The organism is Candidatus Scalindua japonica (assembly GCF_002443295.1).
In the GTDB taxonomy this organism is placed as follows: Bacteria; Planctomycetota; Brocadiia; order Brocadiales; family Scalinduaceae; genus Scalindua; species Scalindua japonica.
The window spans coordinates 178,745-191,360 of the sequence record NZ_BAOS01000010.1 but is presented as its reverse complement, the minus strand read 5'-3'; the positions used below and the strand labels follow the sequence as shown (position 1 = coordinate 191,360).

11 protein-coding genes are annotated in these 12,616 nt (G+C 36.1%); all 11 read left to right on the top strand.

The features are described 5' to 3' along the window. The first annotated feature begins 105 nt into the window (after positions 1-105). The 11 genes from asnB (at position 106) to SCALIN_RS06740 (ending at position 12,608) form a co-directional block, all read left to right on the top strand. Positions 106-2,058: an asparagine synthase (glutamine-hydrolyzing) gene (asnB, locus tag SCALIN_RS06790; RefSeq protein ID WP_096893685.1), complete on the top strand. Its 1,953-nt coding sequence runs from the start codon at positions 106-108 to the stop codon at positions 2,056-2,058. Continuing rightward, positions 2,052-2,540, top strand: coding sequence for a hypothetical protein (locus tag SCALIN_RS06785; protein ID WP_096893683.1), 489 nt, complete (start codon positions 2,052-2,054; stop codon positions 2,538-2,540). The genes asnB and SCALIN_RS06785 overlap by 7 nt, the downstream gene beginning before the upstream one ends. 15 nt (positions 2,541-2,555) lie before the next feature. Further along, positions 2,556-4,004 (top strand): radical SAM protein, encoded by a 1,449-nt coding sequence (locus tag SCALIN_RS06780; protein WP_096893681.1) that lies wholly within the window; start codon positions 2,556-2,558, stop codon positions 4,002-4,004. Positions 4,005-4,092: 88 nt separating this feature from the next. After that, positions 4,093-4,962 (top strand): sulfotransferase domain-containing protein, encoded by an 870-nt coding sequence (locus tag SCALIN_RS06775; protein ID WP_096893680.1) that lies wholly within the window; start codon positions 4,093-4,095, stop codon positions 4,960-4,962. A gap of 19 nt (positions 4,963-4,981) precedes the next feature. Further along, positions 4,982-6,121, top strand: a complete 1,140-nt coding sequence (locus SCALIN_RS06770; protein WP_096893678.1) for a glycosyltransferase family 4 protein — start codon at positions 4,982-4,984, stop codon at positions 6,119-6,121. A gap of 94 nt (positions 6,122-6,215) precedes the next feature. After that, the gene (locus SCALIN_RS06765; protein ID WP_096893677.1) at positions 6,216-7,304 is read left to right on the top strand and encodes an NAD-dependent epimerase/dehydratase family protein; all 1,089 of its coding nucleotides are present in this window, start codon (positions 6,216-6,218) and stop codon (positions 7,302-7,304) included. 23 nt (positions 7,305-7,327) lie between these two features. Beyond that, entirely contained in the window at positions 7,328-8,089 is a 762-nt protein-coding gene (locus SCALIN_RS23835; protein WP_133111731.1) for a class I SAM-dependent methyltransferase, read from the top strand. Next, positions 8,083-9,132: an SPASM domain-containing protein gene (locus tag SCALIN_RS06755; RefSeq protein WP_096893675.1), complete on the top strand. Its 1,050-nt coding sequence runs from the start codon at positions 8,083-8,085 to the stop codon at positions 9,130-9,132. Before SCALIN_RS23835 ends, SCALIN_RS06755 begins: the two co-directional genes overlap by 7 nt. 61 nt (positions 9,133-9,193) lie before the next feature. Next, positions 9,194-10,513 (top strand): protoporphyrinogen/coproporphyrinogen oxidase, encoded by a 1,320-nt coding sequence (locus tag SCALIN_RS06750; RefSeq protein ID WP_096893673.1) that lies wholly within the window; start codon positions 9,194-9,196, stop codon positions 10,511-10,513. After that, positions 10,495-11,619, top strand: coding sequence for a glycosyltransferase family 4 protein (locus SCALIN_RS06745; protein WP_096893672.1), 1,125 nt, complete (start codon positions 10,495-10,497; stop codon positions 11,617-11,619). The genes SCALIN_RS06750 and SCALIN_RS06745 overlap by 19 nt, the downstream gene beginning before the upstream one ends. 20 nt (positions 11,620-11,639) lie before the next feature. After that, positions 11,640-12,608: an aldo/keto reductase gene (locus SCALIN_RS06740; protein ID WP_096893670.1), complete on the top strand. Its 969-nt coding sequence runs from the start codon at positions 11,640-11,642 to the stop codon at positions 12,606-12,608. Positions 12,609-12,616 lie beyond the last annotated feature (8 nt).

The following is a 12,616-nucleotide window of genomic DNA, read 5'->3' as shown; positions in this document are numbered from 1 at the left end:
TCCTGAAAATAGTTATTGCTTACTCCCCATCCGTCTTCTATTCAAGAAGATTCAGGGGCTTTATTAACTAGCTGTTTCTCTTAACGCAAACGAGGTTTTATATAAATGTGTGGAATTGCCGGTATTATCTGTAAAGAAGGAAACCGTTTAGAACGGAACTTTCTGGAAAACATGACCAATGCATTGAAACATAGAGGACCAGATGATCAAGGGATATACATAAACAGAAATCTTGACCAGAACGGACAATCGGATTCTGAAACTGGACATTCGAAAGTAAAGATTGGATTGGGACATAGAAGGCTTAGTATTATTGATGTTTCAGAAAACGGACGTCAGCCAATGGCCAATGAGAATGAAACAGTATGGATTTCTTATAATGGGGAAATTTATAATTACAGAGAATTAAAAAATGATCTGATCCCTCATGGCCATGTGTTTCGTTCAAATTCAGATACAGAAGTTATCATTCACGGTTATGAACAATATGGAGAAGAAATATTTAACAAATTAAATGGAATGTTCGCATTAGGTTTGTGGGATGCTAAAAGAGAGGTATTGTATCTTGTAAGGGACCGTTACGGACAAAAGCCTCTTTATTACTGGCACACATCAACCGATATTGCATTTTCTTCAGAGCTTAAATCATTGACCAAATATCCATACATAAAAAAAGAGATTGATATTCACAGTCTTAGTAGATACCTTTCTTACGAGTATATTCCCGCGCCACACTCAATTATTAAAGATGTCAAGAAACTTCTTCCTGGACATTTTTTGAGATGGGAAGCCGGAAATGTACAGATAAAACAATACTGGCAAATACAATTCAATGGAACAGAAGCAATTCATTCCCTCTCCCTGCCTGAGATAGAACACCAATTGGTAGATATGCTTAAAAGATCTGTAGAAAGGCGATTGATAAGTGATGTCCCTCTTGGAGTATTCCTAAGCGGCGGTATTGATTCCAGCTGCATAGTAGCATTAATGTCAGAATTGATGTCGACTGACCAGATCAAGACATTTTCAATAGGGTTTGAAGAAGAATCATTTGATGAATCAAATTATGCCAAATCGGTATCCCGCCTTTTTGGAACAACCCATCACGAACAAATCCTGACACCGGAAAAAATGATTAAAATACTTCCTGAGGTGTGGGACTTTATAGATGAACCATTCGCGGACGCGTCTATTATCCCAACATACCTTCTCTCTAAATTCACACGTGAGCATGTTACAGTGGCGCTGGGTGGTGATGGTGGAGATGAATTATTTGCGGGATATGATTCTTTCCAGGCCCATGTGATTTCTCGATATTATGAAAAAATCCCGGGTTTTCTTCATAATTTTATTGCCAAACAGATTATTCCTAGAATACCGGTGTCTATAAATAACATGAGTCTTGATTTCAGAATGAAACAATTCTTAAAAGGAATTTCATATAAACCATCAATAAGAAACCAGGTATGGCTGGGTTCTTTTACAAAAGAAGAACAAAAAGGTTTTTTATCAGAGGATATAAATCATATCATTAATGGATCCAACCCTTATGATGACATTTCTCAAGCACTTGACGGCATGAAATTCAGAGACTCTCTGGACGAAATTATTTTCTGTTATTCTCATTTCTATTTAGCTAATGATATTCTTACAAAAATAGACAGGGCCAGTATGGCAACATCTTTAGAAGCGCGTTCACCATTTCTTGATGTTGAGTTCGCGGAATTTGTTAACAATCTGCCCTCAAAACTTAAATTAAGGGGTTTGGCCCGTAAATACATCCTCAAAAGAAGTCTGAAGAATAAACTACCAAAAGAAATACTTTTCCGGAAGAAAAAAGGGTTTGGTGTTCCCTTGGCAAAGTGGTTTAAAAAAGAATTAAAGCAGAACCTGCTGGAGGTACTCTCCCCTTCCAGAATCAGAAAGGAGGGTCTTTTTAATGCTGACGCGATAACTGTCCTCCTTAACGATCATTTTAGCGGGAGAAAAGATAATCGCAAGTATATCTGGACACTTTTCATGTTTGAGATGTGGAAGGAGAAATTCATAAATTGTTAATTACTCCACATGTTTTACTCGGTGCCGCTATAAGCAGAGGTATTGGTTCTTTACTCTGCGGATTACCACTTGCTTTCGCAAGCCACTTTGCACTGGATGCTATTCCAAACTGGGATGTCGGTTTAACAAGTATAAAGAATATAGGTATTATCATTACAGACGGAATAATTGCTCTCCTGTTAATCAGGTTTCTTTCCATTACAACAAGTGGAAGGCCGCTGAATAAAATTCTTCTCTGGACTGGCGGACTCTTCGGGATTCTACCGGACATCCTGTCGCAAAGCGGAATGATACTTGCCATTAGGAGAATCCCATTTGAGAATTTTCATCAGAGTATTCAGAAAAGTGCTCTCATAAGCTGGAGCTTACCCGTACAGATCTTCTTATCATTCACTCTGTTCAGATGGATATACTCAATGCAAAGATATGCTGTAAGTAGCCGTAAAATCATAAATTATCAAAATACAGAAAATTATTTTTAAAGTAAAATCCAGAATATGAATAAAACATGTAATGCTGACAACTTACCAGGCAACACAACAGGCATGACCAAAGAAAATTATACGTTATCATATCCTGAATACCATTTAGTTGAGAAAATGGTGGCGAATAATGAAATTCATGAAGCAATAACCATGCTTGAAGAATGTTATGAAGAAAAACCAAAATCACCTGTTGTCTGGAACGATTTGGGTGTGCTTTATTTTCAAACCGGTAATACACCAGAGGCCACTAATGCCTTCTGCAGGGCGCTCGAACTAGATCCTGAAAATAATAATGCTTCAGACAATCTCGTTGCCCTTGAAAAATCCATTGCGAATTCAAATGAAACTAACTCTGGGTTAAAACCACAGTGTCATAAAATATTTAATCGTAAAGTAATGATAGAAAGAGGAAAGCTTATTAAAAATAAGATCCAAAACCCTTCAAGATTTTTTAACCTGAATACTGTCTACTTTCACACTACTAATTTCTGTAATTATAAATGTACACATTGCCATTTAGCCGAAAACGAATGGAAAGATATTGGTAATAAAAGAAAATATATGCTTTATGACAATTTTGTACGTTATTTTGATAAATTTATTCACGGAATAAGCAAGGTAGAGAATACTTTTGGCTTAAAATATCAACGCGATAAAATACTTATTCATCCTCAAGGTAACGGTGAACCGCTTCTGCACCCGGAGTTCTCTCATATCATTAATCATATAACGAATAATGGCTTTCCTGTTAAACTGACCACTAATGGGGCTTTGCTTAATGGGAAACGGGCAGATGCATTGTTTAATGCGGACTTGAACGAACTGCATATCAGTCTTGATGCGGCAACACCGGAGATTTACGGAAAAATCCGTCAAAATGGGCAATTCGAAAGAGTAGTAGAAAATTTAGAACAATTTATGTCTCGTTACAAGGGTAGAAAAAAACGTCCGGTATTTGTCGTTTCATTCTGCAACACACCACAAAACAATAAAGATCTGAACAAATTCTGTGAATATTGGGCACCGCGTGTAGATGTTGTGTGGATACAGAAATATAACGATCCTCACAATCCTCAACATAATACCTCAGATACACCGCTGAACCGCACTTTCTGCAATCGGTTGTCTGGATACTTCATGATTGAAGATGATGGCAAAGTAAAAGGATGTCAATGCGGTGATTACGTGGCAGGAAATTTAGAGGATCAATCATTTGAAGAGATTATGCTATCAGAAAACAGAATACATATATTTGAGTCACAGGAAAGAGGACTCTATAATATGATAAATGAGTGTCATAATTGTACAAAATGGTCAGATAAGGTCTCGGCCTCTGAACCTGAAATTATATCCATAAATAACAAGGCTTATCACGCACAAAGGTCTAACGCAAGTCTGCATATTAGAAATATATATGGATTAGAAATTACTACTCTTGAAAACAACTCTCTTCTTCCATAAGCGTGTTAAATGTTTTCAATAGTTTTTTTCAGCATCAGGATAATTATTTTATACATTAACTTATTTCATATAGTAGAAATTTATATCAATGAAGACTGTTTATTTACATATAGGTTTACACAAAACCGGTACAACAGCAATTCAATGGTTCCTTTTCAGTATTATGAATTTATTAAAGGAAGATGCTTCTGCTTTTTATGAAACGAAGAGCGTTGGTTTAGTGAATGAAATTTATCGCAAAGTACATGGATCTGAATCAGATTTAGACGCGATACTCAATGAAATTTCTATGAAATATAATAATCTACACGAAAGAACTATAATCATTAGCAATGAAGAACTTTCCGGCACGACTCGCACCGGATATAAGGATTCAGGATTATTAGCCAATGTTATTAAGTACATTTTTCGCGATTTCAACGTCAAAATATGTGTTTTTGTCAGAAGGCAGGATACCTTTTTAGAATCATTTTATGTCCATGGTTTAAAAGTCGGACTTTATCAGCATAGCTTCCATGAATACTTGAACAGAATTGATAGGTACGCTTTTAACTGGTACACATTATTAGAAAAATATGAACAATTGTTCGGGTATGAGAATATGACCGTAATCCCGTATGAAGAGTTAGCGAAAGACAATACGAAGGTAATAAAACATTTTTTTGAGTCTATAAATGTAAACATAACTACCAAAAACATTAAACTGCCATACGCGCGGCCTGGTCTTTCTGAGAAAGGATTAGAAATAGTAAAAAGATGTCATCCCATACTCAACAATGAAGAAAAGGAATTACTCAGATTCTTTCTAGAAGATAAATTCCCCAGGCCAATTGATAAACCAAACGAATATTTAACAGTTTGCGAAAGAGAAGATATATTAAATTACTATAAAGAATCAAATACTGAAATGTTTAATAAATTTATCAGTAGATACGGTCCTGAAATATACTATGGATAAAGTTTAATAAAATATTTTCATGAAAATCCTGATTATAAACTATGAATTTCCTCCTTTAGGTGGCGGTGCCGGTAACGCTTCGTATTATCTGGCAAGGCATCTTTCTCAGATGGGTCATGAAATAGCTGTTTTGACATCTGCATTTCATAACCTTCCGAGGGAGGAATCATACGATGGTTTTCGTATTTTCCGCACACCTGTGATCAGAAGGAAAATTGACAGATGTTCAGTATTGGAAATGATCACCTTTGTAATAAGTGGCCTTTTTTTCTGTAAAACCATCATTAATAATTTTAAACCCGAGAAAGTAGTAGCTTTCTTTGGAATTCCCTCAGGAATAATAGCCTACTGGATGAAGAAGAGATTCAGTTTGCCATATGTTATCTCATTAAGAGGTGGAGATGTTCCTGGATTTTTTGTCCAAAAACTCAGGTTTTATCACTTGTTGACCAAGCCTGTTATTAAGAGTGTCTGGAAAGAGGCAGAACACGTTATTGCAAATTCTTACAGATTATATGAACTGGCAAAACAAACTGAACCTTATAAAACAATATCAGTTATTCCTAATGGTGTTGATACTGATAAATATAAACCAATATGCGGAAAACATACTGAAATTTCAAAAATAAGAATACTGACTGTTGGAAGGCTTTCAGTGCAGAAAGGTCTGAGTAATCTGCTGAAGGCGTGTTATATACTGAATCAGAATGGTTTACAGGGGAAATTTACCCTCGATATACTTGGTGACGGGCCATCCAGGAGAATGCTAGAAAAACTATCAAGGAATTTGCACCTGCAAAATGCTGTATGTTTCACAGGGTGGATTTCAAGGAAGCAGATATCAATAAGATACAACACGGCTGATATCTTCGTACTTACTTCTCTTGACGAAGGAATGTCTAATGCACTCTTAGAGGCAATGGCATCTGGGCTGCCTGTAGTAGCTTCAAACCTGGCGGGAGACAATTTCTTGATTAATGAGGAAAATGCCCTGATTGTTCCTGTTAATAATAAGGAATCGTTATCAAACGCGTTGAAACAATTGATAACAGATGATGATTTGAGAAAAAAAATGGAATTAAACAGCAGAGCGACAGCCAAAAGATTTTCGTGGGCAGAAAATGCCAGAGCCTATGATTCTATCTGCCAGACTCAATGAGAAAGAACTATTACAAGAAAATTAAACAACTTTATTAATATAAAAGGTAATAATTTGTTACCGTTAACTCATATGTTTTTGTAGAAAGGAAAAAATGATTTCAAATAAAAAAACCAGTTCCAAATTACGTGCTTTAGTAACCGGTGGTTCCGGATTTGTCGGAAGTCATTTGGCTGAACGGCTACTAGAGTATGGTTACCAGGTAACAATTATAGATGATCTTTCAACAGGATCTTTCGAAAATATTGCCCACTTAACAGAACGACCTGACTTCAATTTTGCTATTGATTCCATCACGAACAATGTTGTAGTAGATAGATTAGTAAGCGAATGCGATGTAATTTTCCATCTTGCCGCTGCGGTGGGTGTTAAACTTATTGTGGAAAAACCGGTACACACTATAGAAACTAATGTATTAGGTACAGAGTCCATACTAAAAGCAGCGCAACGTTATCGTGTTAAAGTTCTTTTAGCTTCAACTTCTGAAGTTTACGGTAAAGGGAACGGCATTCCTTTCAATGAAGAAGATGATGTAGTCCTTGGAGCCACAACCCGTAGTAGATGGTCCTATGCCACCTCTAAGATGCTTGATGAATTTCTGGCGCTGGCATACTACAAGGAAAAAGGCCTGCCAGTTGTTATTTTCAGATTGTTCAATACCGTCGGTCCACGCCAGACAGGTCGTTATGGTATGGTAATCCCGCGGTTTGTGCAACAGGCTCTGCAAGGTAAATCTCTAACTGTTTATGGTAATGGTAAACAGTCACGATGTTTTATGCATATACATGATGCCGTTAATGCAATTCTGCAACTTACCATGTGCCCGGAGGCAATCGGCGGTGTATTTAATATAGGATCCACGGAAGAGATCACAATAAGTAATCTGGCACACAGAACCCTTGCGGCAATAAACAAGCACAGAACATCATATACAACCAGAGACACTGAATCTATGGAAAACAGTGAACAGATAAAGTTCATCCCGTATGAACAGGCTTATAATTCGGGATTTGAGGACATGCATCAACGTGTACCAGACATTTCCAAAATACAGTCGGCTACAGGGTGGATGCCAGAAAAACATCTTGATAACATACTGATGGATGTTATTGAGAGTGTTAACTCTCCAGGGGAAGAAGCAATTCTTCTGGAAAGTAATAATAATAATGTTTGTACGCTATAAATACTCAGATAAATAAAATTGTTATGGATCCTGTTTCAATATATTTACAAAAATATGTCAATACATTATGTATAGGCAAGAAAGTTTTGGAAATCGGATGCGGAAAAGAAAGTATTTTTTCTGTCGACAAAGGAAAATATAAGATGTTGATTCTTGTTGATAAAGATAAAAATCATTTATCCAGTTGGTCAAAAAACAGAAAAAAAAACCAATATTTCTGTATTGCGGATTTTAATTACCTCCCATTTAGAAATGAAAATATTGATACGGTTGTATCCAAACATAGTCTGCATCACTCCTTTAACATCAAGAAAACGTTAAGAAGTATTTGGGGATGCCTGAAATCCAATGGCAGGATAATCTTATTGGAACCATGTAAAGGCACTTTTGTTTCTAGTTTCACAACACTACGAAATATGAATGATTCACCATTTGAAAATGAAAGAGTTTACAGTTGTCTTGAATGGAGCAGACTATTTACAAAATGCAATTTCAAAAAATTAAATTTTCAGAATACATTTTCATTGTGGTTAAGTCATCTTATTTACGCCAGCAAAGATGACCCTTATATTAGACAGTTAACAGGTCATGCAAAATTATTAGTCATTGCCTCAAGTTATACATTCAAACCGCTGGTTAAATGGATATCTTCAATCTTAAACCTATGGATGAAGCTTTGGGGATACCCACCTGTTATTCCACATTTTTATTCTAAATCAATTCTGGGCTTTGAATATTATGAATGTCTTATGGAAGGTAGCAAAAAACAGAGTATCATATGCTGAATTTTTCACAGGGTAAAAAAATAAATATGTTAGATAGAACACTTAGAGAGACAAACCTGGTTCGTAATTATAGGAAAGGTGTTGCTGCCGGGAGAATCCGCTTTCCGAAATATATATTCCTTGAGGCTACCAACGCATGCAATTTGTCCTGCATTCACTGTAATCGACCCTTGATGAAAAGGGAAGTAAACTATATGGACTTAAATCTTTTCAAGAAAATTATGGATGAAGTAGGGAATAAAGTATTAACACTTGATCTTAGTGGATGGGGAGAGCCATTCTCACATCCAGATATTTTTGAGATGATAGAATATGCAAAAAATAAAGGAGTAAGGGAGGTTATTGGAAATACGAATATTACAAGCCTGAATAATGCAATTATTGAAAAAATTCTAACATCTAAACTGGACACACTGATTTTCTCAATAGATGCCGCTTCTGAGTCTACTTACCAGAAAATTCGTATCGGATCAGATTTCCATGTTATTCATAATAATATTGCTCAATATTTTGCTTCTAAGAAACAATTGAAGAAAAAAGGCCCGGTTACCGTTGCACAGATAATACTCATGAAGACTAACGTTCACGAAGCAAAGGCGTTCAAGAAAAAGTGGAATAATATCTTTGATGTGGTGAGAATAAGCCCAATGGCAAGCCTGGGGCAGTTAAGAAATTCTTATCAAAACCTTAGTTTGGAAAACCATGGCGACCAGACTACTCACTGTTCATACCCATGGACATCGATGTTTATTTGCTGGAACGGTATTGTCACATTCTGCATGAATGATATTGATGGTGATATCCCTTTAGGTAATTTGAATGAACAAAGCCTATACGAAGTATGGATATCTGATAATTTTAAGATCTTACGGGATAATTTAAGAAATAAAATATATACCAGATTCTGCAGGAATTGCCAGGAATGGAAGATGTGTAAACCCTTAACATATACAAAAACATTGCTAATGGAGTTATTGCCATTCCAGTATGTTTCATTAGCTAAAAGAATACATATGAGGCTGTCTAAAGGGATTTTATCCTAGTCACAATTTTAAACTGAATTTGTATCAAGTAAGTGACTAATCGATTTTACGTGAAAAGATTATGAAAACAAAAAATATTATTCTCGGGGCAGGTCTCACAGGCCTTACAACAGCTTATTCGCTTAACGAAGCTGACCGCACATACGAAATTTTCGAAAAATCTAATTCATATGGTGGGCTTAGTTCATCATTATATGTGGAAAAAACACTTTTTGATATGGGTGTTCATATTTTTTATTTTCAGAAAGAACATATTCGCCATCTATTCTTATCTCTTTTAAATGGTGAACATACCAGCCAGGAAAAAACTGTTAAAATAGATTTAGATGGGAATCTCGTTAATTATCCCTATCAGGCAAATCTACACGGATTACCCTTGGAAAGAAGGATAGAATCTCTTTATAGTCTTTTTGAAGCGCAACGGCAGCAGCATAGTAAATGTTTTAATTTTAAGGAATGGTTGATAAGTACATATGGAGAAGTTATCTCTTATGATTTCCTGATACCTCATAATGAAAAACTTATGCAAATGGATCTAGAAAATGTATCAACAAAATGGCCGGAACGTTTCTTTCCACAACCTGATATTAAAGAAATTATCTCCGGTGCCTTTCAAAATAACGATAACCAGTTCCATCCAAATCAATACTTTTTATACCCAAAAACTGGTGGGGCCGGAAAGATGTGTGACATCTTCGCTGAAAACCTGAACATCCAATATAATAAAAATGCTATTAATATTAACACTATATCTAGAACAATTACCTTCGAAGATGGAGATGAAGTACAATATGATAATCTTATCTCAACAATTCCTTTACCTGTATTACTGGATATTTTAACACCTCAATTGGAAGTCACAGAATCTATAACCCATAATCTGCAATACTCTTCCGTCGTTATAATTATGGTGAGAGTTTCACACCGTTCAGCATTGTCTAAGGATGGAGTACATTGGATTTATTATCCGTACCCTTCTATAGCCTTCCAGAGATTATCTTTTTCAGAAAACTTTTCTCCTGATAATGTTCCTGATGGCGAAAGCGGAATATGCCTGGAATGCATTCTTCCTCCAGGACCTTCATATCCACAGGAATTAGAAGAAAATTGTTTAGATGATCTGGTAAATCTTGGTATATGTGACAAAGATCATGTTTTGGATGTTAACATTAAATTCTTTCAATACGGATATCCGATTTATCACGACAAATACGATGAAGATATAAAGAAAGTGAATAATTGTTTAGCTCCTTTACAGATCAAAACGACCGGTCGTAATGGATTATGGCAGTATTCAAACATGGAAGACGCAATGAACTGGGGACTGGAAAACGCAACTTGTATTATTAAGAAAGCCATGGCATGTATAGAAAAAAAGTAACTTTTATCTTTGGTATTACTCATCCGGTTTCTAACGGTGTTGGCAACTGCACACTTTCCTACGCAGCGGCACTCGCACAGGCAGGGTATGAAACTTCTGTGCTCACGTGCCTGCTGTCACCTGAAGATCCGGCATGCGAAGTTTACCATGGTGTCAAATTTTTCAGAATTCTGCGCTATAGAATACTCGGGTCACGCATTCTGGGAATTATACATATGGCAACTGTTGGTTATTTGCGTATTCTTTTACATCTAAGGTACACTAAACCGGATATCATTGTAGGCATGATGTTGGATTACGGCACTATCTCAGCTTTTATGGGAAGCTTACTCGGAATAAAATCTATAACGAATGCTCAGGGATCTGATGTTGATGAAGTGGTAACAACTTTTCGAAAGCTAGAAACTCTTTATGCGTTAAAGAAAAATAATATTGTTACCACCACTAACACAGAGTTTAAAGAAAAGTTACTTCTAAGATGGAAAAGAAAGATAATTCTATGGCCCAACATACTCGATGAAAATCTTATTCCTGAAACTAAATCAGTATCTTTAAATTATGGATTCTTTAACATTGTTGCTGTAGGAAGACTGGTTCGTATTAATGGCATAGAAACCAAGGGGATTGGGCATATAATAAAAGCCATGCAGGGGCTGGAAAGGTGCAACCTATATATTTTTGGGGATGGACCTCTTGCATCGGAATATAAAGAGCTGATAAAGGAACTGAACCTTGAAGACAATATAATCCTTTGTGGGCATCAGTCTCGTGAGATCATGCTGAATTATTTTAAGTCAGCAAACGTTCTTGTCTTTCCATCCTTAACTGAAGGCTTGAGCATGACGGTAATAGAAGCCATGTATTCGGGTTTGCCTGTAATATCGACAAAAGTAGGTGGACAAGCAGATCACATCAAAGACGGGATTAATGGTTTCTTTGTTGAAAAAGCAAGTAGTCAATCCATTAAAGACAAAATTAAATACCTTATGGCTAATCCTGATGTTTTGAAGACCGTTTCAAGGAATGCCAAATCTTATTATAATGAACATTTTTCTTTCAAGGCTTTCACAAAATCATTTGAGAAAACGATATCTACATTTTCTTAACTAACTCTCATCATATTACTATGGAAATTATTATATCAGATAATCGTTTTTACAATCTAAAAAAAGCAGTTAAAGGGGCAATCACAGGATTTGTTTTAGACAAATGCACGAATAATTCTATCCAGATGCAAAATCGTGCTGTAATGCAGAAGAGAAGATTAGGAAAAACAAATCTTGAAGTCCCGATTTTTTCGTTAGGAGGCCAGGGAGTACTAGAGTACTATTATTGGAACAAAAGGGCTGATAAGATCCTGAATCACGCGCTCGATTTAGGTGTCAGTTACATAGACACGTCACCTAATTATGGTAAAAGTCAACAATACATAGGAAAGTATATTTCTCATCGACGGCATGAATTCGTTTTGGCTTCAAAAACAAGGTCCAGGGATTATGATAATATTTTGCGGTCTATCGAAAAATCACTTAATCAGTTACGTACTGATGTAATCGATATAATGCAAATTCATTGTCTGGATACAGAAAGTGATTTTCATCAATTGTTTCAAGGAAATTATCCCGGTATAAAGGCACTTATCAGACTCAAAGATGAAGGGGTAATAAATTTTATTGGTGCCAGCAGTGATGCCTCTCCACAATATCTGGCCAAAGCCTTACGTGAAGGAGTCCTTGACACGGTATTAATACCTGTTAACCCGGCAGATGTTCATGAGAATAGTTACATTAAAGATATTATTCCCCTTGCAAGGGAAAAGAAGACTGGAGTGATGGGAATGCAGGTTTTTGCCAGCGGACGATTACCAGAATTAGCTCCTGATATCACCAGAGTTCAACTCCTTCATTATGCTCTTTCACAGGATGTAGATACCGTTGTAGTGGGTGTGGAGAACATAAAACATCTTGAAGAAAATGTAATTGCATGCAGCCGATTCCGGAAACCTTCTTCTGAAAGTATAGAGGAGATAGAGAAGCAAACAGAGAAGTTATTTCACAGAATTAATCGTTATAAATCGCGGGAAGTATTTTCCTGACTAAAATA

Excerpts from the sequence above, each read along its gene's own strand:
- SCALIN_RS06750 (WP_096893673.1), top strand. The coding sequence starts at position 9,194 with ATGAAAACAAAAAATATTATTCTCGGGGCAGGTCTCACAGGCCTTACA.
- SCALIN_RS06755 (WP_096893675.1), top strand. The coding sequence starts at position 8,083 with ATGCTGAATTTTTCACAGGGTAAAAAAATAAATATGTTAGATAGAACA.
- SCALIN_RS06745 (WP_096893672.1), top strand. The coding sequence starts at position 10,495 with ATGTATAGAAAAAAAGTAACTTTTATCTTTGGTATTACTCATCCGGTT.
- SCALIN_RS06775 (WP_096893680.1), top strand. The coding sequence starts at position 4,093 with ATGAAGACTGTTTATTTACATATAGGTTTACACAAAACCGGTACAACA.
- SCALIN_RS06780 (WP_096893681.1), top strand. The coding sequence starts at position 2,556 with ATGAATAAAACATGTAATGCTGACAACTTACCAGGCAACACAACAGGC.
- SCALIN_RS06765 (WP_096893677.1), top strand. The coding sequence starts at position 6,216 with ATGATTTCAAATAAAAAAACCAGTTCCAAATTACGTGCTTTAGTAACC.
- SCALIN_RS23835 (WP_133111731.1), top strand. The coding sequence starts at position 7,328 with ATGGATCCTGTTTCAATATATTTACAAAAATATGTCAATACATTATGT.
- SCALIN_RS06770 (WP_096893678.1), top strand. The coding sequence starts at position 4,982 with ATGAAAATCCTGATTATAAACTATGAATTTCCTCCTTTAGGTGGCGGT.
- SCALIN_RS06740 (WP_096893670.1), top strand. The coding sequence starts at position 11,640 with ATGGAAATTATTATATCAGATAATCGTTTTTACAATCTAAAAAAAGCA.
- asnB (WP_096893685.1), top strand. The coding sequence starts at position 106 with ATGTGTGGAATTGCCGGTATTATCTGTAAAGAAGGAAACCGTTTAGAA.